Origin of the sequence: Larkinella arboricola, from assembly GCF_003259745.1 — a bacterium.
GTDB classification, from domain to species: domain Bacteria; phylum Bacteroidota; class Bacteroidia; order Cytophagales; family Spirosomataceae; genus Larkinella; species Larkinella arboricola.
Window position 1 is genome coordinate 943459 of sequence record NZ_QLMC01000003.1, and the last position, 23610, is coordinate 967068.

Consider the following 23610-nt stretch of genomic DNA (forward strand, 5'->3'; position numbering starts at 1 on the left):
GTTTTCATTCAAATATACGAAATTCCGCGCACAAAACCGCTATCGAACCAGCAGAATTGACCCCCGTTTTACGACTTTCGGCCGCTCCGGATAATATAAACTTTTGTAGTTGACGACGTAAGCATACACCATCGGCGGGTACGCCTGTCCACGGTATTTTCCATCCCATTTCTGCTCCGGATCGTTCGAGACAAAGATGACCTCCCCCCAACGGTTAAAGATGCGAAGCTCGAAGTCGGTTATGTAGGAGGTGAATACGTCCAGCAGGTCATTGTTGCCGTCGCCGTTGGGCGTGAACGCGTCAGGAATTACAACCCGAGGTTCGCACTTATCGACTACCACAGCCGTATCCATCCGGAAACACCCGTTGGCGCCCGTCACCCGGACGGGGTATTCGCCCACCTCCAGCACAATCGTCCGGGGGTTAGTATCGCCCGAACGCATCCATAAGTAGGTCAGATCACTCCCGCCCGTTACCTGGAGGGTTACACGGCCACCTTCATTCACGCAGAAGGGCACCTCCTTGGTCAGACTGAAATTGGGCAGCGGCAGGAAGGTAAGCTGCACCTCGTCGGATACCGTACAGACGCCGTCTTTGGCCACCACCGAGTATGTACCCGAAGTGGTAGGCTGGATGGATGAGGTGGTGGCCCCGGTTGACCATAGGTAGGTGGCCCCCGCCGAACCCGTTGCCTCCAGCCGCAGATCGGGCGTTGGACACAGGGTTCTATCCGGCCCTAAACTAACGGTGGGCGGCACCTGCACAAACACAATTTTCCGGTCAGAAGCTACACAACCCAACTGTGATGTCGTATACGTCAGGACAACAGGATTTGGCCCGGCCAGGCTATCGGCGGGCGTAAACCGTCCGGTACTGTCCACTCCCGGCCCCGTCCAGAAACCGCCTAACGGTGTTGCTCCGCTGAGCGTTACAACCGGCGAATTGGCGCAGACTTCCAGCGTTGGCCCGGCTTCAACGGTTGGTTTGAGATTAAAATTAACCACAATTTCATCAGATCCCTGACAGCCGGTTAACGGGTTACGAACCGTCAAGCGGTACGGACCAGCCGCTGATACGGTAATCGATGGGGTCGTCTGGCCGGTATTCCACTGATAAATATCACCCGGTGCCTGCACCAGCGAGGCCAGTTGAACGGTATCGCCAATACATTTGCCCCGATCCGGCCCCAGCGAGACATACCCCGTTGTATCAACCGGTACGCGGATATTATTCAATGTGTCGAGACAGCCCCCGGCATCGCGCGCTTCGAGGCTGTAGACCCCGCCGTCGATTCCTGTCAGGCCCGAACCGTTGCCGACCACCGCGCCGTTGACATCGCGCCAGATAAACTGCGTGGGCTGCCCTCGGACAACGGTTAGCTGAATGGAGCCGCTTTGCGGAACCGTACACAAGGCTATTTTCGGATTTGCCCTAACTTCGATGCTGTTGTTGGAACGAAGTGTCAGGGTGGTGTCAACCGTACAGGCGTCGTCGCTGATGATCCGGACGGTATAATCACCATCCCGAATGCCCTGTAATAAGGCCGTGGTATCCGGGAGCGGTTGTCCGCCAAAACTCCATTCAAACCGCCGGACGGTAGCCGACCCCACGTTTATCCGAATGCTTCCGTCGACGGTCGTACAGCCGGTGGGTGGGGTCATGACAGCCGTGATGGCCGGTTTTGGTAAAGCGATGACGGCAACGGTATCGGTATTTTCACAACCGTTCACATCCCGGACAATGACGGAATAATTACCCGCCTGCGAAACCGTTGTTTCCCGTTCGGTCGAACCGTTGCTCCACTGGAAGCTCGTCCAGCCGTTGCCCCGGGCGGTCAGGGTGATGGCACCGTTCAGACAAACCGTTGTATCAGGGCCGAGTGAAAAGTTGGGCGAACGACGCAAATTCACAATGATTGTATCACTTTGGAAACACCCCCCATTGGCCGCAATAACCACAAACGTACCGGGAGTTATGCTGTTATACCCCGGCCTGCCCGGGGTTGTCACAGTTAATGTTCGTTCATTATACCCTCGAAGAATACGCCCGTTTCGAATCCAGATGTACACACTGGCGTCTACTTTGGCATCCAGCGTATGCGTGTTTTTACACTCATTTATATCCGGTCCCAGATCAATAGGGTCGGGTGTTTTAACGATGGTTACCTGTTGCGTTATTAACGTATCCTTACAGACACTGCCATCTGACCGCATCGTCACAATACGCAGACTAACGGAATACGTACCCGGATTGGCATACGTGTGTGTAGCCTGCGTTGCGGTTGAACTGAATGGTGCGCTGCTGTCTCCCCAGGTCCAGGTGTAATTGTCTTTCAACGGCGGACACATCGGCGTGGCCGTAAACTGAGTCGGCGACCCGGCGCAGGTATCGGCGTAGGAGAAACCGGGCGAACTGGACGGTTCGTTGAAATTGGCCACCATATTGGGCAGACCCAACTGGCTGGTCGGTCCGTTCAGGTTAAGCCCATTGGGATCGAACGTGGCCGGAGCCAGCAGCTCATCGTTCGGGTTTTCGATCACCCCCAGGCTCTTCCCGTCTTTGATGGCGACGTAGATTTTCCCGTCCGAACCGATCTGCAAGGCCCCGTATTGCCTTGCCGTAGTACTGTCCAATAACGCCTTGGAGGCTTCAATGGCTGCCGGGTCGGGGTTGGTCAGGTCGTAAATCAAAAGCTGGGAGGCATGGGTCGAATCACCCTGCAACGAAACGTAGAGCTTGGAACCGTCCGGCGAAAACTCTACCCCGTAGGCTTTGGGCGGTGCCGGACCCAGGTTGATTCGCGGCCCGCCCGTCATGACGCCGGTTGAATCGTTGAACGTAAAGACTTCGACGTAGTTGGTCGGCGGACCGGGCACTACCACCGCAACCGGGCGGTTTCCGTTGCCGGTCGTATCCGCCGGACCGATTTTCATGTACCCCTCGCCCTTGGTCGTGGTATCGTGGTCCATTCCGAGCGCGTATTCCTGCGGCCCCTCAATGCCCGCCCGCGTTACGTGATAAATCTGAAATTTATTGTTGCCGTAATCGTGCGAAATAACCCAGTAGGTGGTATCGCGGTCGTTGCGGACCGACGCCAGCCGTTCGGTGGTCATGGTGTCAACTACCACGTTTTTCTCGATAATGGCCCCCGTTCCCTGGTTATACCGCATATCGACCGTGCTGACGGTCATGGTCTTTTTCCCTCTGATCTCGGAGGTAGTATAAACCCGGTAGAGATATTCACACCCCCGACAGGTCGGCTGTGGAACAATCAGCGCCGACTGCGTAGCCGTCTGACTCCCCTGCAACTGGGCCGTATCGGCGGGGTTGAGCGGTTTCATCGGGTTGCCGTTCTTGTCGTAAATGGTAATACCGCCCGTGTAGAAAAGAAGCTGGCCCTTGGTGTTGGAGATCGACGAGGTTCCCTCGATGGTATTCAGCTTTCCGTCATCCAGCGGGCTGGGGCTGCCGCCCGAAAAGTCAATACCGGCATTATTCCCGAAATACCACTTGGCGCCCTGCTGCTGGGGCCGTTGCCCGCAGACCTGCACATTAATCCGGTTTTCTATCGTACAAACCTTCTGCTTGTCGGCCTGGGTGCCAATCCAGACCTCTACCGAATAACACCCCGCGCTATCGACCTCGATGGTTCGCGTGGTGTCGCCTTTCGGATACCAGAGGTAGCTGGCACCCGGGGGCGCTCCGTTGGGATACGGGTCGAGTGTGATTTTCTGGCCGTTACACAACATGGTGTCCGTCCGCCAGTTCTGAAACTCGGCAGGAGGCAATCCAATGATAACTTCTTTTGTCGCGGGCGGCAATACCGTTCCATCCCGCAAAGTCCGCGTTAAGGTCACGGTATACGTGCCGGGGTTCGGATAAGAATACTTGGGGTTGATGGCCGACGAAGTATCCTGGGTAGAAGCCGGATCGCCAAAATCCCAAAGGCGGGTGCGGACATTCGGCACCGTATCCTGAAACATCACCCCGGCTTCGCAAGTTGGGTCGGCGGCACAAAGTTTACCACTTACTTTGATACCGGTCTGCGCATAGGCTATGCCGGCGAATAGCCCCCAACAGAGAAGCATCCACCCCAACCGTCGTACCATTCCTGTATAGGTTGTCATTCGCTGCTAATAAATCAAGTAAGTTACCGGCCCTTCGAATCGTGTGTATATTTTGTGTATAGGACACTTAAAATGGGCAGTACGTTGTAAACGAAATGGCAGCTATAAAAATTTTATAGGCATTTCCATCAATTGCTACTACCTTTATCTTACCCGCCGAGTGCAATTTTACGCCAAAAAAACGTTTATGTTTTAGTATTTTATCGGAACAAATCTGGCAGGTAGTTTGCGTATCGATACCGTTATGTTAAAACGTTACATTTTCCTCTTTGTTGGCTTGCTGACTGCCGGACTGGCCCGGGCGCAGGACCCGCAATTTTCGCAGTTTTACGCGGCTCCACTGTATCTAAACCCGGCTTTTGCGGGTTCGGCACTGGCGCCGAGGGTGTCGGTTAATTACCGCAACCAGTGGCCCGCCGTCACCAATTACGTAACATCGATGGTGAGCGTCGACCACTTTTTCGAACGGTATAACAGTGGGGTGGGCTTAATGTTACAAAATGATAACCAGGGGCAGGGCCGCATCCGGTCTACGGACATCGGCTTGCAGTACGCTTACCAGATCCAGGTAGCCGAACAGGCGTTCGTCCGGCTGGGGGTGCAGGCGTCCTACGTAAACCGGTCTATCAACTGGTTTGGCCTGACCTTTGGCGATCAATACAACAACGGCGGCTTTACCGGTAACCCAACAACGGACCCGGTGGTTTCCAACGGTTCACCGAAAGTTTCGTACCTTGATTTTTCTACGGGTGGTTTGCTTTACTCCGACTGGTACTGGATTGGTGTGGCCGCTCATCACCTGAACCGCCCCAACCAGGGCGTTTTTGTCCTGAGTGACGATAGCCGTCTGCCCCTGAAAGGGAGTGTACACGCCGGTTTGCGGATTCCGTTTGCCGGTTTTACGGGTCTGGGTGACGAGTGGGACCGTGAAAAAACCATTTCACCCGCCATTAATTACCGGTTTCAGGGCAAATATGACCAGTTGGATCTGGGCGTATACATGACGTATTCTCCGGTGGTCTTTGGACTCTGGTACCGGGGCCTGCCCTTGAAAAAATATGAAGCCAATATCACCAACCGCGAATCGCTGATTGCGCTGGTCGGTTTCCGGCAGGATGCCTTCTCGATTGGCTATAGTTACGACGCCACGATTTCGTCACTCGGGCCGGGCAGCGGGGGCGCTCACGAGATTTCGTTGTCGTATACGTTTGAGAACTGGCCGCCGGGCAAACCCAAAAACCGCAAATCCCGCAAGCAGCTCTCCTGTCCGAAGTTTTAATCGCTCAGACCGGTACGCATGGGTTTTTCTGGACAAAGGGAGGGTTTGTAAGGCCGCAGGACACGAACTAGAGTCCGTGGGTGTTGAGGTCTTTGACAACCAATTGTACGGTATAACGGCTTTTCTGCTCGACCAGCAGCTTTTTATTGACCAGAACCCGTTCAATGGTTTTATCGTCGTAATGTCGGATGGTAATTAACTCCAGCCCTTCGTTGTAGGTAATCCGGAATTCTTCCTGCAAGCGTGATAGCAATCCAGCCAGCCGGTCGGGGCGGTTGTCGACGGCTACGGAAAAGCTGATGGCGGTATTCTGCATCAGATTGATTTTCACCCCAAATTCGGCAAACTGCCCAAAAATTTTGCTCAGATTTTCTTCCGCGATGAAGGAAAAGTCTTTGGGATGAAAAGAAATCAGCGTCTGATTCATTTTGAAAATGAACGACGGAATGGGCAGTCGCTGCTCAAAATTTCCGATGACGGTTCCGGCATTCTGAGGATGCAGAAACGACCGGACATACAGCGGAATATTCTTGTTCTGTAACGGTTTAATGGTTTTGGGATGAATCACAGTGGCGCCATAGTAGGCTAGCTCAATAGCATCCTGATAGGTAAGCTGGTCGATTTTGACGGTTTCGTCGAACCACTTGGGGTCGGCATTCAGCACCCCCGGCACGTCTTTCCAGATCGTTACGCCACTGGCTTCCAGACAATGGGCGAAGATAGCTGCCGTATAATCTGAACCATCACGACCCAGGGTTGTGGTGTTGCCTTCACCCGTACTGCCAATAAAACCCTGGGTAATAACGACGCTGGTACTGAGCAACTCCGCCAGCGAGTCCGTGATGTATTCACAGGTTTGTTTCCAGTCCACTTTGCCTTCCCGGTAGCTGGCATCGGTCCGGATCAGGCGTCGGGCATCCACCCAGTACGAATCCAGTCCCGACTGGTTCAGGTAGGCATTGACAATGCGGGTCGATAGCAACTCACCGTACGAAACAAGCTGATCGTATATCTGATCGGGTTTTGTGTACGGGTCAGGCTCCCGTTGCAGCAGGGATTCCACTTCCGCAAATAAATCATACACCTGGCCGAATGCCGTCTGGTCTTCACCCGCCAGTTCCTGAATTACCTGCTCGTGTTGCGTTCGAATGCGTTGCCACAAATCATAGGTGTTGTCCTGCCTACGCAGGTACGCCCCTATCAGTTGTTCGAGGGCGTTCGTGGTTTCGCCCATGGCCGAAACCACCACCAATAATTGATTCGGGTTTTGCTGCTGGATAATGCCCGCTACAGTACGAACGCCGTGAGCGTCTCTAACCGACGCTCCACCGAATTTGAATACCTGCATTTGTTACTAATCTGTCATGACAGGATCGCGGTCGGGTTGTCGGTGGGTTTGAAAACCGCGCTTCCTGAACGTTATTAAACCGTCACGGCCCGCCCGGTATAAATCAACTCCCGAACGGAGTCGGCAATGCCCTGTGGATCAAAACCGCATTCCCGGTGAAGGTCAATCTGTTCGCCGTGTTCAACGATCGCATCCGGAATGCCCAGCCGCTTGACGCGGGCCATGTAACCGTGGTCGGTCATGAATTCGATTACGGCACTCCCAAAACCGCCCATCAGGCAACCGTCCTCAACGGTCAGCACGCTGTCGTAACGCTGAAAAATTTCGTGCAGCATGGCTTCGTCGAGCGGTTTCACAAAGCGCATGTCGTAGTGAGCCGGCTGAATGTTTTCTTTCTCAAGGAGTTCGCAGGCCTTGACCGCGTAGTTCCCAATGGGACCAATCGTCAGAATGGCTACTCCTTTCCCGTCCCGGATTTTGCGCCCTTTGCCCACTTCAACGGCTTCCAGCGGAGTTTTCCAGTTAGGCATCACGCCTTCACCGCGCGGGTAGCGGATGGTAAAAGCCTGTTTCCCCTGCTGAATTGTGTCCGACTGAGCCGTAAACATCAGGTTGCGGAGTTCCTGCTCGTTCATCGGGCTGGCTACAATCATGTTCGGAACGCAGCGCATAAAGGCCAGATCGTACGCGCCGTGGTGCGTCGGGCCGTCGGCACCGGCAAAACCGGCCCGGTCAAGGCAGAAAATAACCGGTAACTCCTGAATACAGACGTCATGAATAACCTGATCGTAGGCCCGCTGCATGAAGGTGGAGTAGATATTGCAGAACACCACCTGCCCCTGCGTTGCCATACCCGCCGAAAAAGTTACGGCATGTTGTTCGGCAATACCCACATCAAAAGCCCGATCCGGAATAGCCTTCATCATGATGTTCATCGACGACCCCGAGGGCATGGCGGGTGTAACACCCACAATTTTTTCGTTCACCTCCGCTAGTTCAACCAACGTATGGCCGAAAACGTCCTGGTACTTGGGCGGCTGGGGCGTCGCGTATACTTTCTTTTTGATCTCGCCCGTTACCTTGTCAAACAAACCCGGCGCGTGCCATTTGGTCTGGTCTTTCTCGGCGGGGCCGTATCCTTTCCCTTTCACCGTAAGGCAATGCAGCAGTTTGGGACCGGGAATATCTTTCAGGTCGTTCATCACACTGACCAGATGATCAATGTCGTGGCCATCAATCGGGCCAAAATACCGTAAATGCAAAGACTCAAACAGGTTGCTTTGCTTCAGCAGCGACGCTTTCAGGCCCGTTTCGAGCTTTGAAACAATCTCCTGCGCACTCTTGCCAAAATTGCTCATCTTGCCCAACAAGTTCCAGACTTCGTCTTTCACCTTGTTGTAGGTCGGCGAGGTGGTAATATCGGTCAGGTATTCGCGCAGGGCGCCCACGTTCGGGTCAATCGACATGCAGTTGTCGTTGAGGATAATGAGCAGGTCGGCTTCGGTAGCTCCGGCGTGGTTCATGCCCTCAAACGCCAGACCAGCCGTCATGGCACCGTCGCCAATAACGGCAATATGATGTCGCTTCGGATTATTCTGGAGTTGTGACGCCACCGCCATCCCGAGCGCAGCCGAGATTGAGGTGGACGAGTGGCCGACCCCAAATGAATCGTACGGACTTTCCTTACGCTTTGGAAAACCGGACAAGCCTTTGTAAAACCGGTTGGTATGAAATACATCCCGGCGCCCGGTCAGAATTTTATGGCCGTAGGCCTGATGGCCCACATCCCAGATCAGTTGATCATCCGGCGTATTAAAAACATAATGAAGGGCAACTGTCAGTTCAACAACGCCCAGGCTCGCTCCAAAATGGCCGCCATATACCGACACATTATCGATGATGAATTGCCGGAGTTCGGCACAGACTTGCGGGAGTGCAGCTTGATCCAGATTACGAAGGTCGTCAGGAGTGTCAATCTTGGCGAGCAGTGAGCCGGGAGTGATCAACATAGTAGGTAGAATGGTGTAAATTGTGTTTCATAAACTACGTGTGCTAACAAACTGTTTCACAACGATCATCCATGAAATAAATACCGGGCAAAAGTACAAAAAAAACCAAACTTTCGCAGGTAATGCCCGGATTCAGAAGAAATGAATTAACCAGAAGTACGGAGAAAGAAAAAGTACGCTGAAATAGCCATTCAGCGTACTTTTTCAGAAGTTATCAGACGATACCGGACGGTTTCAGAGAAAAAAAACAGAATCCATTGGCGAGAAAAATACAATTTAAAGTCTATCCCCGCTGGCTGGCCCGAAACAATTTCTGTTTTTCTTCCCGGGTCAGGCTTTCATATCCGGAGCGGGAAATTTTATCCAGAATAGCGTCTATCTCGTCCTGATCCGGCATGGCAACCGCCGACGACGAAGAGGAAGAGGCTGCGTACGAACCGGTTGTCATGCTGGCGCTACGCTGGCGGTACGAAACCTTAACCGGTGGTTTTTTCCGGAATAAACTCTGCCAGCCGTCCATGATCCAGTAAATCGGCTGACCCAGGTCCGTACCGTTCTGGAGCATTTTAATAAACAGAAAGCCGACTAAAGCGCCCCCCAGATGCGAAAGTTCGCCCCCGGCATTAGGGCCAATCGAGCGGGCCAGCGACAGGACAATATAAAAGAAGGCAATGTATTTAATCCGTACCGGGCCAAAAAACAGCAGATGAAACGTATAATTGGGCAGCAGCGTCGAAGCGCCCACCGCCACCGAGAAAGCGGCCGCCGAAGCGCCCAGCATTTCGGCCCGGCCTACCGCCCCGTGAAAGTACGGAAGCAGATTATAGATCGCTATGTAAGCCAGACCACCCGTAATACCGCCCAGCATATACAACGCTACAAGCCGCCGGTTACCCAGGTACTCATCAACCAGCCGCCCGAACCAGTACAGGAACAGCATGTTGAACAGAATATGAAATACATCTTCGTGGGTGAAGAAGTACGTAATCAAGGTCCACGGCTTTGTGATGAAAGCACTGAGCGACGCCGGTATTCGCAGTTGAGTAATCACAAAGTCGTATACTCCTGGAATTACCGCTAACATGACGACAACTTTCAGGATCAGAAGCAGCAGAAAAACAATGGTATTAATCAAAATCAACTGCACCAACGTATTGTTGGGCTTGTTGAATTCGTTCCGGAAGTCATCTAACAGTCCACTCATTACTCAATAAAAATTATTTCGTTGCTTCCCCCAATATTTTACCAATATAAATGCAAAGAGCATACCGCCAATATGAGCGAAATGCGCTACATTGTCGGACTGCGCCCGATAAATGCCGGAATATAATTCATATGCGCCGTAAAACGTCACCAGGTATTTGGCCTTGATGGGTATCGGCGGAAATAATAAGAAAAGTTCGGTATTTGGAAATAATAATCCAAATGCCATTAGAATTCCAAAAATTGCTCCCGACGCTCCAACCATCGGAATGCCTAATTGCTGGTCGTAATAGCGGTTTACTAACTGTATAGCGCCCCGTATATACGAAGGGTCGGTAGGATTGTCTTCAAAAGCCCTCAAAAAGTCGTCTCCCTGCACCAGCAAACCCCGATCGGCCAGAAACACCTCCAGCGACTGCGGAGATGGGTTACTTTGAAAAGCAGCCACTGCATCTCGTAACTGGCTGGCTTCAAAATAGTTTATGCCGGCAAATAATAATCCGGCTCCGATGCCGGTTATTAAATAAAAAATTGTAAACCGCTTGTTTCCCCATACCCGTTCAAGCATCGGGCCAAAGAAAAACAACCCCAGCATATTGCTGAAAAGGTGCATAAAACCCGCATGTAAAAACATATGGGTAATCAACTGGTGGGGCGCAAATGCCGGTGAAAGAAACGAATACAACCCAAACCTGCCGATTAGATCGATTCCCGAAGCCGTTATAAGATATAAACCAACATTAAGTAACAGGAGCGTCCTGACAACCGGCGTAAGCATCATAAAGTTGTAACGTTTTCTACCATAAAAACCATATTAGGACCGAAATAATCCGGCTAATTTATCCAACGTCAAGACCGTCGTAATCGGTTCACCGCTGGGCGTATAAGACGGATTTGACGATGCCATTAACTGTTCGACCAGTCCCCGCTGCTCCGCTTCGGCCAGTGGCTTCTGATGCCGGGAGGCCGACCGCCGGGCCAGCGAACGGGCCAATATCTCGGCACGCTCCAGCCTGAGCCGTCCGGTATCTTCGCGCAGCTGGGCCAGCAGATTCGCAAAAAGCTCCTCTTCATTTTCGCCCACCGAGAGCGCTGGTACACCCCGAATCAGGAATGCATTCTGTCCAATTTCGTCAAACAGAAAACCCAGGTTGGTTAAGTCGTCGCGGAGTTCAAGCGCTAAATTATAATCAACCGGCATTACCGTCACTGTTTTGGGGAACAACAATTGTTGCGAAACCCCATTGCGCTTGGTAAGGGCGGTCTGGTACTGGTCATACAGAACCCGTTCGTAGGCTTTACGCTGGTCGATTAACAGCAGGCCCTCGGAAATAGCCAGCAGCAAATAACGGTTGTGTACCTGAAAAACAGACCCAATCTCCTCCAGAGCAACTAACGGAGATTTTATTTTGTTTACCCGACTTTCCACCGTTACCAGCTCGGGCTGCCCCTGATGCTCTGCGGCTGCCGGTTTTCCGAAGAGATCGGCCGGGTCGGTAGCGCCTGTTTCCGGCGGATTGACTCCTTCAAACAGGGCCTGCCAATTGGCCGCTGACTTACGGGGAAAATCAAGCCCACCGCTGGTTTTCTTTTCGGATGCGTCCGTTGACCAGGCCGGGTTACTCATAGGACGCAGCACGGAACGGCTTTGGCCCTCCGACGTTGGACTTTCTACAGATACGTCTGAGGTTCGGCGGGGGGCTGGAGTTACCGGCAGAAAGTTAACATTCGAATCAAAATCGAGCGACGGTGTCAGGTTATAAACTCCCACGGCTTTCCGAACGGCCGCCATGACGATGGCATACACAGACCGTTCATCGTCAAACTTAATCTCTGTCTTTGTGGGGTGAATGTTGATATCAATATGAGACGGATCAATGTCGATAAACAGGACGTAGAAGGGATGGCTGCCCTCCTGAATCATTCCTTCGTAGGCTCCAACCACGGCATGGTGCAGGTAGTTGTGCTTGACAAACCGTGAATTGACAAAGAAAAACTGTTCTCCCCGCGTCTTACGGGCAAATTCGGGCTTCCCAATGTACCCCCGGACATTCACATACGGCGTTTCTTCCTCGCAGTAGGCCAGTTGCTCCCGGTATTGCTTACCGAATAAATCAACAATCCGGCGGCTGAGCTTACCCGCCTGTAGGTTATACACTTCGGAATCGTTGTGATATAGCGAAAACGCCACTTCCGGATGGGCCAGGGCAATGCGCTGAAACTCATCCAGAATATGCCGCATTTCAACCGAATTGGTTTTCAAAAAATTACGCCGGGCCGGTACATTGAAAAACAAATTTTTTACCAGTATATTCGTTCCTGGCAAGCACGAAACGGATTCCTGCGTTTTGATTTCCGAGCCTTCGATTCGAATTAGTGTGCCTAGTTCATCGTTCGTACGGGATGCATCGGACCGGCGCGTGCGGAGTTCAACCTGGGCCACAGCCGCAATCGAGGCCAGGGCTTCGCCCCGGAACCCCATCGTCCGGATGCGGAACAGATCGTCCGACGAACGGATTTTGGACGTTGCGTGCCGTTCAAAACTCATTCGGGCATCGGTTTCGGACATACCATTGCCATCGTCAATAATCTGGATCAGCGTTTTACCCGCTTCCCGAATTATGACCTGGATAGTTTTTGCTTGAGCATCAACTGAGTTTTCCAGTAATTCCTTGACCACCGATGCCGGCCGTTGCACTACCTCACCTGCCGCAATCTGGTTGGCAATCGAATCCGGTAACAGTTGAATGATATTCAACATTTTGTATTAATCTAATAATTTGAATCCTCAATGGAAGAACAAATTACTATTTTTCTACGACATAAGAAAAACCAATTGATGGACCCTTGCTCATTTTAGTAATCTTTTTTCACAATTCTTTGTTATAGAAATAATTCAAGACTAACTTTGAATATAAGGAGATTTCGGTAATGGCTCCAGCTTGCCCTTTGTTGTTCATTATCAGGTCTCGCTCCTGGAACTTTGTTAAAAGCGGCACATTTTTATTCTAACACTGAGATGAAAAAGGTCAAATTGAACATGATTTTGCACTGGGTAGTTTTCTTTCCAATTATCCTACCGCTGTGCATGGTGTTTGGGGCCGTACAGGGAGCGCTCCAAATGGCAGAACGCGTTATCAACCAGTTTTTATCCGACGTTGCGCCCTCGGTTAAATAAGCTGATTAAAATAGGGCTTTTCAAGTTGACGACCTTCTTCTGTCGTCCCGACTTTCATGCGGCTGTTCTGATTGGCGGAAGGAGGAGTCAATAGGACCCTCTGTTTAGCCCCGGCTACACTTAATAAATGAAATCCAGGTTTTTGTCTTTATAATCTTCCGGATCAAGCGTTATAAATTCCTCCCAGAATGAATTGTTGGGAACTCCGGCTTTGCAGATTACCGGCTCTTTTTTAACGGGATGAATAAAATAAAGCCGTCTGGCGTGCAGGTTGATGCTGCTGTCCTGATTGGGTCGCGGAAAGCCGTATTTAATATCGCCCCGGATCGGGCAGCCCATACTCGCCAGTTGCACCCGAATCTGATGCGGACGTCCCGTAATCGGATTGACTTCCAGCAAATAATGATCATTCACCTTCCCCAGCAACCGGTACGTTAACTCCGCCTTCTGCGACCTGGGAACTTCATAATCGTATGCTTTTACGGTATTGGTGGCTTCATCCTTGAGCAGAAAATGGGTTAACCGCCCTTTTTCCTCACGCGGTTTGCGCCCTACCACCGCCCAATACGTTTTTTGAACCTGCCGCTTCCGGAAAATTTCGTTCATCCGTTCCAGCGCCTTCGAAGTCCGGGCAAATACCACCAGACCGCTAACGGGCCGGTCGAGCCGGTGAACCGTACCCAGAAAAACGTCGCCGGGTTTATCGTATTTCTTCTTGATGTAGTTTTTAACCAGGTCCAGCAGCGGCACGTCGCCGGTTTTATCGCCCTGTACCAGCACGCCCGGTTCTTTATTGACGACAATCAGGTGATTATCCTCGTAAACAATAACATATTTCTGTTTCATGGTAGTCGAACGGTTTTTACTCCGTTTTTGGGTATTCAATTCGATCGGAATACCGTTTGCTTCGGCTAATACGCTTCTTCTTTGCTCGGAAATTCGCGTTCTTTCACATCATCAACATACTGCCCGATGGCTCCGGTGATGATGCCGTGCAGATCGGCGTACCGGCGCAGGAAGCGCGGTTTAAACTCTTTAGTAATACCCAGCAGGTCATGCAGTACCAGAATCTGGCCGTCGGCATCCGGCCCGGCCCCAATCCCCACCGTCGGGATCGACAGACTATCAGACACCTGTTTCGTCAGCGCAGCCGGAATCTTTTCCAGAACCACCGAAAAGCAGCCGATCTCTTCGAGCATTTTGGCGTCTTCCAGTAATTTCTGTGCTTCGGTTTCCTCCTTTGCCCGAACGGCATAGCCCCCAAATTTATAGATCGACTGGGGTGTCAAACCCAGGTGACCCATCACGGGAACGCCCGCGCTCAACACGCGGACAATCGACTCCTTTACTTCTAATCCGCCTTCCATTTTCACGGCGTGAGCGCCCGACTCCTTCATGATCCGAATGGCCGACCGCAGGGCTTCGGACGAATTTCCCTGGTACGAACCAAAAGGCAGGTCAACGACCACCAGCGCCCGTCTCACGGCCCGAACAACCGAGGCCGCGTGGTAGATCATCTGATCGAGGGTAATCGGCAGGGTCGTTTCGTGCCCCGCCATGACGTTAGAGGCCGAATCGCCCACCAAGATCAATTCTACACCGGCGGCATCAACCAGGCGGGCCATCGAATAATCATAAGCGGTCAGCGCCGAAATTTTCTCGCCCTTGGTTTTCAGTTCCTGAATAACGCGGGTAGTAATCCGTTTAATATCGGGGTTATGAACAGACATTCTCTTGAATAAACCGTTTAGCAATCGTGAGCAGAATGGGCAGGCAATCTACGGTGATCTTGTAAGCTATAAAACCCGGATAAGGACAAAATGATTCTGTAAACCGTCGTTGGTTTTACACCTAACCCGAATTAGCGGTCGATCAGCCAGGATTCGGGGTTCAGCCGGCTGGTGCTTTTCCAGACCTGAAACTGGACTTCGGCCACACCGTCTTTGTCGGTAGCAACCACTCCAATTACTTCGCGGGCTTTCACACGCTGCCCTACCTGTACCGATACGCTCTTTAGTTTGGCGTAAACCGTATAGTAATCGCCATGCTGAATGGCAACAATGTTGTACATACCGGTTACATACGTGGTATACTGAACCACGCCGTCGTAAACCGCCCGCACGACTTCGCCGGGACTGGTCTGGATGTCGATACCCGGATTGTCCTGCATCACCCCTTTCAACACCGGGTGGGGCTTGACTCCGTAATGATCCGAAATAAAACCACGGGTAACCGGCCAGGGCAACCGGTTTCGGGATGCGGCAAACGAGGACGCCAGGGCCGCTTCTTCATCGTTCAGCAGGTTGTTCCGACGTTCATCGGGTTTGCGGGCGATTCGTTCAGCAGCTTCCGGAGCCGCTTCAGTGGATTTGGCTTCAGCCGTTTCGGACTTTCCGGCCGACGGTTCGTCGGTATCAGCGTTTTCGGCTTTTGCGGCCGCAGCCGCAGCAGCTTTTTCACGGGCAATCCGCTCACGCTCGGCTTTCTGACGAGCCAGCCGGGCCAGGCGTTCGCGTTCCTGCCGTTCCCGAATTTCCCGGCGGATCATTTCTGTGATTGCAGATTCCAGCCGGTTAACGGCTTTACGGCTTTCGGCCAGTTCGGTACGCAGATCCTGTTCTTTCTCGCTTAGCTCCTCGGCCACCCGGTTTTTCTCTTCTTTCAGCCCTTCCAGCCGCTTGGATTCGTTTACCTGAACGGCCAGGGTACCCTGCTGCTGTTTTTTCTTGCGCTCCACGTCCTGTTGTTTCGCCAGCATCTCCTGCCGTACTTTCTCCATTTGCCGTACCTGTCCCTTCCGGGCTTCGGAGTATTGCTGGAGGTATTTATACCGCGCTACGAGTTGGTTGAAGCTTTCGGCCGAAAATAAAAAACCCAGCGGATTGACCTGCTGCCGCCGTTTGTCGGCGGTGTAAATCATATCCCCGTATTCTTTCTTGAGTTTTTCCAGGTCTTTCTGCAACCGGTTGGAGCTTCGGCGCAGTTCCTGAATTTCGGAGTTCATCAGTTTAACGTCTTCCGTCAACAAATTGATTTGCTTGGATTGGGCCGCAATTTCCTGATTCAGGGCTTTTAGCTGGCCCAGCGTAGCCTGTTTCTGCGAGGAGGTTTTGCGCAGGATCGCGCGTATTTGCGATACTTTCTCAACGTTCTGCTTCTTTTCCTTTTCCAATTGCTGTCGGCTCCGCTGTTGGGCCATTGCGCTCCCAACCGCCAGCCAGCCCAGGCTAATTGCGAGAATAACCACTTTCCAACCTGTCGCCCAAACCACTCTGTACTTCATACGCATTGTGCAATACCGGGTTCGTTACGGTCTCCGCTGAAATTTCGACGGAATAGTGAACGGGAAACCCGGATTTTTGTCGGTAAGCTCTACTTTATTATGTCGTATTCGCAGGACGGTCTGGTAGGGTTGTCCGTCGCTCCTGGATTTGTAATCAACGGTTACCAGACTCGTGTACGGGAACAGAAAATTGTTCAATGCCGTAAAGTCTTCATAGTCCAGCGTCAGTGAATTCTTCGTGGGTTGTTCGACAACCAGGAGTTTTTTCAGCTTCCGGTTTTCTTCACCGATGTAATTGTCAATCAGCACCTTGCCTTCGTGTTGACGCAGCAACAGAAAGTCTTTCTCGTTTTTTACCCGCTGGGCAGGCTCCTTGGGCAGCGGCAGATTGCCGACCAGAAGAGACTGAATCAAACCGAAATTGAGATCAAAATTGAACCGCTGGCTCAGTGACGGATAATCAAAAACGGAATATTCCCGGTGAATCCGGTCCATGATAACAACCGAATCTTTGGTAATCAGCGCCCGGGCTACTTCAACACCCACACCCGACACCGACAACCAGATCAGGCTATCTTTTCTGATCCGCAAATTGACGCTGGCATTGTTGATATCCTGCTCCTTACTCTTAAAGGAAACCTTCGATTTCGCCGTCAGATACTCAAAATCAACCTGTTCGACGGTGGTATCAGGAGCAACAGAAGGAAGCGATGGTGCGGTGGCAACGCTGTCAGTCCGGATTTTGGGCGTTACCGAAACGGTATCCACTGAAGGCGAAGGGGGCGCGTTACGGAATAATTTCTGACGACGGCACCCGCCCGATGTGATCAGCATTACGGCGCACAAAAATCCAATAAAGTGTTTACTCATACATCTTTCCGGTTGCAATCTTTTTATCCAACCGTTCGGTCGTTTCGCCTTTTGATTTTGCTTTTTTCCACTGTTCAACGGCTTTGTCGTGCTCACCAAGCTGGTATAGCACATCACCGTAATGTTCGTAAATAGTGCCGCTCACGTTTTTGTCGGACTGGATAGCTTTTTCGAGATAAATCCGGGCCTTGGCGTAGTCTTTCATAACGTACAGCACCCAGGCATACGTGTCCAGATACGTGGCGTTGTTCTGATTCTTTTCTACCAGCCGCTCCGACATTTGCAGCGCCAGCGGTAGTTTTTCTTTCCGCAGGGATAAAAAGTAGCTGTAATTATTCAGCACATAATCGTTGTCGGGGTCCACTTTCAGCACTTCTTCGTAGGCTTCGTCCGACTTCTGATATTCGCCCATGCCATTGTAGGCATCGCCCAGTTGAGCGGTTACGCTCTTCATCAGTTCGGCATTACTGGCCGACAGCCGACGGCTTTCTTCGTAGGCTTCGACGGCTTCCTTGTAGCGTTTTTTGAAGTAATTGGCCGATCCGTTGTACACCCAGAGCACCCCCTGATTCGGGAACAGCTCCAGGGCCTGTTCTGAATGCACCAGCATACTGTCAATCTGGTTAAGCTCGCCGTCGAGTTGTAGAATGGCGCCCCACATTTCGTAGGTAGCTTTGTCCAGACGGGCGGCTTTCACAAAATAATCGCGGGCTTCGGCTTTTTTACCCTGCTGCGCCAGTAATTCGGCGTAAATAGCCTGCGAGCGGGCATCCCGCGGGTGAGCCGTTGCGAGGTCTCCGGCGAGTTTTAAAGCACTTTGTTTTGCTTTCTCGTCGTTACCCATCATGCGGATGTAGCTCGCCAAAATCCTGGCTTTGATACTCGCTTCCAGATTCGGATTGGAAAAGACCTTATCCAGTTCCTGACTGCATTTTTCCAGATTACCCTGTTTGCGGTACAGGTCGGCCAGCATAACGTGGGCCTGTGGCAGGTCGGAATTCACTTTCAGGGCGCGCTGTAGCCAGTCAACAGCCTGTTCGTTGCGGTCATTGGCAATCAGCAATTCGGCACCTTCCAGCAGGTAATCGGTTTCGCCCGGTTCAGAAGCCACCAGTTTTTCGGCCTCCTGAATAGCTTTTTCGACTTTGTTCTGTTTCAGGTAAATCCGTTGTTTCTGCCGGACAATTTCCTCGTTCATCCCCGTAGCTTTCTCCACCTGATCGTACATGGCAAGAGCCTTGTCCGGTTTTTCATCGAACAGGTAGATAGCCGCCAGTTCAACGCCGTATTCAATATTTTCGGGGCTTTTCCGGATCAGCTCCTCGTACAGATTTTCGGCATCGGCGTAGCGCTTCTGCTTCACGAAAAGCTCGGCCAGTTGAAGTACGTAATATTTGTTGGTGCCCTTGTCGAGCTGAACGGCTTTCTGCGCCAGCGGCAGGGCCTCCTCGGTTTTTTCCTGTTTCAGTAACGCAGAAGCCGCAGCATAATGAGCCGCCGGATTTTCAGGATAAAGCTGGATGACTTTCTGGAATTGGGCAAGGGCTTTGGCAGGCTCGTCCATCATCATGAACTTCATCCCTTCCGTAAACAAAGACTCTTCAACGCCCCGGGCGCCTTCTTCTTTAGGCTTCTGCTCCTTGGCTTTCCGTTGAGCCTCCGCGGGTGTGATCACGCACATAATCAGGCAACCGATACCGGCAACCAGCCACGTCCGCCAATTGGATTTTACCAGATAGTGCATGGATATACAAACTTAAATAAATCGAATGAATGTGAATGCCAACCAGGCTTTTCAGTTCAAACGTGTTTGACCTATTCTCTATTGCAACAGCACGTTACCGTTGATCACAATACACAAAGGTAGTGGAAAAGCTTCATAACCACTGAACCAGAATTGATTGATTCGCTGGAAAATAAAAATGATAAACGCAAAAGTACCCACCGGGGTTTGCTTTTACATTTATCATCTTTCATTCAGTAAGCATCCTTCTATCAACGCCTTAACCGGTGCGGCTCGTAAACTGATCTACCACTTCATTGGGGTGAACCTCCAGCACATTCGCCAGCACAAGTAGCACCAGTGTCCGGGAAGCCATTTTGCGTGGAATATTCGCAATCCGGGCAAACAAGTCGACCGTAATGGTCTGGTTGTCATCCAGATGCCGCATCAAGGTTTGTTCTTTATCGCCGTACGTAAACCGTACGTTGCGCTCGGCGGTTTCGCCCTTCATGATTTCCCGAACTTCCTTGCTGGCCTGCACGGCTTTATCATCGACCCGCACATAAGCCCGCCGAAAGTCATTCACGGGATCATCCACGTAGTGCGGCTTGCGGTCGCTTTCCGGAACGGTAATCACCAGGACATCCCGTTCGTTGGCCAGCGCCACGCGTTCCATGCGATAAGCGATTTGGGGGGTGCAATACCGTTCAATGGCGCGCTCCAGCAGGTATTCATCTTCATCGACGTGTTTAAGCCCCTGGATGCTTTTATCGTCGCCAATTCCAATCAGCAGTTTCCCGCCTTCTGTATTAGCAAACGCCACAATTTCGCGGATAATCCGTTCGGGGTGATTGGACTTCAACTTGAATTCGAGATGCGTTCCCTCACCCTGTCTAACCAGTTCCTTGAGCGCCCTGTAGTCCATCCGTCTGTCGGCTGTGTAGGTATCAGAAAGGTTGCCAGCCCTCCCTTGCTTTTAAATATAACCTTTTTAATCAATACGAACCAAAGGTTTACCCAACTATTTTACCTCAAAATCGGCTAACTTCGCTGATAATTAACGGTATTAACCTTTTATATTCGTTTGTGGTTTACGATTTGGCTGTATCTAATATAGTAACACAAAAATGATGCTAAACGTTGTAATTATTCTAGTTACGTTTATAGGGATGGAGGGCCTTGCCTGGTGGACGCACAAGTATATCATGCACGGTTTTATGTGGCGCTGGCATCATTCGCACCACAACCATCATTCGGGTTTCCTGGAGCGCAATGATTTATTCAGTGTCGTGTTTAGTTTTGTAGCTGTGGGAACGGTGATAACTGGGTTTGAAGTGAAACCGCTCTGGTTTCTGGCTCCCATCGGTATCGGTGTAACGCTATACGGTATTTTTTACTTTATTTTTCACGACCTCATCGTACACCGACGGATCAAATTCCGGTTTAAACCCCATAACCCGTATTTAAAACGAATTATCCGCGCCCACTACGTTCACCACAAGGTTCACAAACGGGACGGAGCCGAAGCGTTCGGTTTTTTGTACGCGCCTAAAAAATACCAGTCCCGGTAAAATGGAGTAAACTGACTAGAAATGGCAAAACCCATAAAGTCTGACCGCGAGGGCATTACTTTATGGGCAAATGCTGAGGGATAACCCGCTCTAATACTCGTCTTCGTTGAAAAAGAAGTCGTCTTTTGTTGGGTAATCAGGCCATATTTCCTCGATACTCTCGTAGGGCTGACCGTCGTCCTCCAATTCCTGCAGGTTTTCGACTACTTCTAGGGGAGCGCCTGAGCGAATCGAATAATCGATTAACTCATCTTTGGTTGCCGGCCAGGGGGCATCTTCCAGATAGGATGCCAATTCGAGTGTCCAATACATACGCGTTGCTGGTAAAAAATATGACGACTGACTGTCGTGAAATTGTGCAAAAGTAAAAAAATATGAATATCCTAGACATGTCCCTGAAAAATCTTTCAGAAACGGGCAGAATGCTGTTTAGGCCAAATAACCCACTCACGAATAAAAATGTTTACCTTCTATTATCCAAACTTTCTTTTTTTCTAATCACCTATTAATCAATGAAGATTGAAATTTGCTGTTTTTCACTGGAATCCTGCCTCATTGCCGAAGCCAACGGCGCTTCCCGAATCGAATTATGCGGTGGAGCCGCAGAAGGCGGAACAACCCCCAGTTACGGACTCATTGAATTAGCGCGCCAGCAGGTAAAAATTCCCATATATGTGATGATTCGGCCCCGGGGCGGTGATTTTTTGTATAACGAAACTGAACTGGCCGTGATGCGTCGGGACATTGAAGCCGCCAAACAGGCCGGTGTAGACGGTATTGTCCTCGGACTGCTCAAAGCCGACGGAACCGTAGATGAAGAAAAAACAGCCGAATTAATTCAGTTGGTCCATCCACTGCGGGCTACCTTCCACCGGGCGTTTGACGTGGCGCGTGACCCACTGGAAGCACTCGAAGCCGTCATTCGCACGGGTGCCGAACGGATCCTCACCTCGGGCCAGCAAGCCAGCGCCGAAGCAGGGATTCCGCTTTTAAAGCAATTAGCGCAACAGGCCAACAACCGGATCGAGATTATGGCTGGAGCGGGCGTAACCCCGGCCAATGCCGCCCGGTTGGCCGAAACGGGCGTCCATGCGCTTCACCTGACCGCCAAGCAGGTGATGGACAGCGGCATGGAATTCCGTAATCCAAACGTGCCGATGGCGTCGGTTGCCATGAGTGAATTTGAATGGCTGAGTACAAGCAGTGCCGTGGTGCGGGCGATGGTAGAAGCTGTAAAATAAAAAAGTTATTTCGCAGCGTTTAGCGAAGGGCAAAGAGTCCATCAGAGGCTCCGCTAAACGCTGCGAAATAATGCTTAAACCCGCCTACCAGAAATAAGCGTACAGGAACGTAATGACCCCGATCACCACAGCCGCGCCGATGGCAAAGCTCGACGAGGTTTTAAACATGCTAGCGTCGATTTCCAGCCCTTTGTTGCTGGGTTTCTGCAAGCCAAGCACGATCATCACCGCCACGCAGATCAGGAAGACAAAGCCCATCGTGTCCAGGAACGGAATGGTGTAAACACCGTCGGCTCCCAACACCGCAAAACCGGCAGGAGCCAGAAACTCCAGATTTACCATCCCGGGCAGGACGTATTTGAAGAACAGTGACAGCAGAAAACCGCCTACAATGGCAAACAGCGCCCCGCTCGAGTTGGTCTTCTTCCAGAAAAAGCCCATGATAAAAGCCGCAAATACACCCGGCGAAACCAGCCCCGTCATTTCCTGAATAAACTGAAAACCGCCTTTTTTATCGATCCCCATAAACGGCGAGATCAAAATAGCCATCAGCATGGATACCCAGATGGCAATCCGGCCCACGCGCACCAGCTTTTGTTCAGTAGCGTTCGGAGAAATATACTTCTTGTAAATATCGAGTGTAAAGATGGTTGAAATCGAGTTGGCCTTACCCGCCAGCGAAGCCACCACGGCAGCGGTTAGAGCGGCAAACGAAAGCCCTTTCAAACCGGCAGGCAACAGATTCAGCAAAACCGGGTACGCATGGTCTTTGTTGACCTCTCCCGTAGCGTCCAGCATTTCCTGCTGAAACAATCCGTTCTGGTATAGCGTATAGGCCGCAATACCGGGTAACACCACAATAAGCGGCATCAGGAGCTTCAGGAACGCAGCAAAGAGAATTCCTTCGCGGGCGGTTTTCAGATCGGCACCCAGGGCCCGTTGCGTAATATACTGGTTACATCCCCAATAGTTCAGGTTAACAATCCACATCCCGCCGATCAACACCGTCAGGCCGGGCAGCGAAGCGTAGTGCGGGTGGCCTTTCGGAAAAATCATGTGAAAATGGTCTTCCGATTGGGTCAGCATCTGGTTAAAACCGTTTATAATTCCGGTTGTGCCGTTCTCCGACGATACCAGATTAACGGCCAGATAGGTGGTAGCCAAACCGCCCAGGATCAGAAAGAATACCTGAATAACGTCGGTAAACCCAATCACTTTCATCCCGCCCAGCGTGATAATAACCGCAAAAACGGCCAGACCAATCATGCAGACCGTAAAATTGAGCCCCGAAATGGTAGAAACCGCCAGCGCACCCAGAAACAGAATCGACGTCAGGTTGACCAGAATGTAGAGGAAAAGCCAGAAAATGGCCATGATCATCGCGACGGTATTGTTGTAGCGCTGCGTCAGGAACTGCGGCATCGTAAAGATGCGGTTCTTGAGATAAATTGGCATAAAGAAAACCGCAACCACAATCAGTGTGGCAGCCGCCATCCACTCATAGGTAGCAATGGCCAGACCCATGGCAAAACCGTCGCCGGAGGCTCCGATAAACTGTTCTGCCGAGATGTTGGAAGCGATCAGGGAGGCTCCAATGGCCCACCAGGTCAGCGAACCTTCAGCCAGAAAGAAATCTGTTGATGACGTTTCTTTCGTCTTCTTTTTATTGTAAATCCAGTAGCCATAGGAGGCAACAATGATGAAATAAATAAAGAAAACAATGTAATCGAGGAGTTGTAATTTTTGCATATGGGCAACCTAAAACAGGGAAGAAATG

Annotated in this window: 17 protein-coding genes; 3 read left to right on the forward strand and 14 right to left on the reverse strand. The window is 51.3% G+C overall.

Features of this window, described 5'->3' with window-relative positions; genetic code table 11:
* Nucleotides 1-39: 39 nt before the first annotated feature.
* The gene (locus LX87_RS15395) at nucleotides 40-4110 is read right to left on the reverse strand and encodes a PKD domain-containing protein (RefSeq protein WP_170139369.1); all 4071 of its coding nucleotides are present in this window, start codon (nucleotides 4108-4110) and stop codon (nucleotides 40-42) included.
* Between the two features lie 262 nt (nucleotides 4111-4372).
* On the opposite strand from LX87_RS15395, the gene LX87_RS15400 reads away from it, so the two are divergent.
* Complete coding sequence (locus tag LX87_RS15400; RefSeq protein ID WP_111629107.1) at nucleotides 4373-5407, forward strand: PorP/SprF family type IX secretion system membrane protein; 1035 nt, start codon at nucleotides 4373-4375, stop codon at nucleotides 5405-5407.
* A 67-nt stretch (nucleotides 5408-5474) separates the two neighbouring features.
* Here LX87_RS15400 and LX87_RS15405 read toward each other — a convergent pair whose 3' ends face one another.
* The 11 genes from LX87_RS15405 to LX87_RS15455 form a co-directional block, all read right to left on the reverse strand.
* A complete protein-coding gene (locus tag LX87_RS15405; protein WP_111629108.1) occupies nucleotides 5475-6755 on the reverse strand; it encodes an aspartate kinase in 1281 nt (426 codons plus the stop codon).
* Between the two features lie 74 nt (nucleotides 6756-6829).
* A complete protein-coding gene (dxs, locus tag LX87_RS15410) occupies nucleotides 6830-8764 on the reverse strand; it encodes a 1-deoxy-D-xylulose-5-phosphate synthase (protein WP_111629109.1) in 1935 nt (644 codons plus the stop codon).
* A gap of 283 nt (nucleotides 8765-9047) precedes the next feature.
* On the reverse strand, nucleotides 9048-9968 hold the full coding sequence (locus tag LX87_RS15415) for a rhomboid family intramembrane serine protease (RefSeq protein WP_111629110.1): 921 nt from the start codon (nucleotides 9966-9968) through the stop codon (nucleotides 9048-9050).
* Between the two features lie 3 nt (nucleotides 9969-9971).
* On the reverse strand, nucleotides 9972-10745 hold the full coding sequence (locus LX87_RS15420; RefSeq protein WP_111629226.1) for a rhomboid family intramembrane serine protease: 774 nt from the start codon (nucleotides 10743-10745) through the stop codon (nucleotides 9972-9974).
* 36 nt (nucleotides 10746-10781) lie between these two features.
* Entirely contained in the window at nucleotides 10782-12728 is a 1947-nt protein-coding gene (mutL, locus tag LX87_RS15425; protein WP_111629111.1) for a DNA mismatch repair endonuclease MutL, read from the reverse strand.
* 537 nt (nucleotides 12729-13265) lie between these two features.
* Nucleotides 13266-13991 (reverse strand): RluA family pseudouridine synthase, encoded by a 726-nt coding sequence (locus tag LX87_RS15430; protein ID WP_111629227.1) that lies wholly within the window; start codon nucleotides 13989-13991, stop codon nucleotides 13266-13268.
* A 65-nt stretch (nucleotides 13992-14056) separates the two neighbouring features.
* The gene (panB, locus tag LX87_RS15435; RefSeq protein ID WP_111629112.1) at nucleotides 14057-14875 is read right to left on the reverse strand and encodes a 3-methyl-2-oxobutanoate hydroxymethyltransferase; all 819 of its coding nucleotides are present in this window, start codon (nucleotides 14873-14875) and stop codon (nucleotides 14057-14059) included.
* Nucleotides 14876-15006: 131 nt separating this feature from the next.
* The gene (locus LX87_RS15440; protein WP_229310674.1) at nucleotides 15007-16428 is read right to left on the reverse strand and encodes a murein hydrolase activator EnvC family protein; all 1422 of its coding nucleotides are present in this window, start codon (nucleotides 16426-16428) and stop codon (nucleotides 15007-15009) included.
* A 24-nt stretch (nucleotides 16429-16452) separates the two neighbouring features.
* Entirely contained in the window at nucleotides 16453-17298 is an 846-nt protein-coding gene (lolB1, locus tag LX87_RS15445; RefSeq protein WP_111629114.1) for a lipoprotein insertase outer membrane protein LolB1, read from the reverse strand.
* Complete coding sequence (locus LX87_RS15450) at nucleotides 17291-19042, reverse strand: tetratricopeptide repeat protein (protein WP_111629115.1); 1752 nt, start codon at nucleotides 19040-19042, stop codon at nucleotides 17291-17293. The genes lolB1 and LX87_RS15450 overlap by 8 nt, the downstream gene beginning before the upstream one ends.
* 259 nt (nucleotides 19043-19301) lie before the next feature.
* Nucleotides 19302-19946, reverse strand: coding sequence for an AlbA family DNA-binding domain-containing protein (locus LX87_RS15455; RefSeq protein WP_111629116.1), 645 nt, complete (start codon nucleotides 19944-19946; stop codon nucleotides 19302-19304).
* 202 nt (nucleotides 19947-20148) lie between these two features.
* Here LX87_RS15455 and LX87_RS15460 point away from each other — a divergent pair, with 202 nt between their 5' ends.
* A complete protein-coding gene (locus tag LX87_RS15460; RefSeq protein ID WP_111629117.1) occupies nucleotides 20149-20592 on the forward strand; it encodes a sterol desaturase family protein in 444 nt (147 codons plus the stop codon).
* 90 nt (nucleotides 20593-20682) lie between these two features.
* Here the strand turns inward: LX87_RS15460 and LX87_RS15465 are convergent, their stop codons facing one another.
* Nucleotides 20683-20904, reverse strand: coding sequence for a DUF2795 domain-containing protein (locus LX87_RS15465; protein WP_009284883.1), 222 nt, complete (start codon nucleotides 20902-20904; stop codon nucleotides 20683-20685).
* Between the two features lie 200 nt (nucleotides 20905-21104).
* Here LX87_RS15465 and LX87_RS15470 point away from each other — a divergent pair, with 200 nt between their 5' ends.
* Nucleotides 21105-21833, forward strand: a complete 729-nt coding sequence (locus LX87_RS15470) for a copper homeostasis protein CutC (protein ID WP_111629118.1) — start codon at nucleotides 21105-21107, stop codon at nucleotides 21831-21833.
* Nucleotides 21834-21917: 84 nt separating this feature from the next.
* Here LX87_RS15470 and LX87_RS15475 read toward each other — a convergent pair whose 3' ends face one another.
* Nucleotides 21918-23582 carry a sodium/sugar symporter gene (locus tag LX87_RS15475; RefSeq protein WP_111629119.1) on the reverse strand — a complete coding sequence of 555 codons (1665 nt, stop codon included), beginning with the start codon at nucleotides 23580-23582 and terminating at the stop codon, nucleotides 21918-21920.
* Nucleotides 23583-23610: the final 28 nt, after the last annotated feature.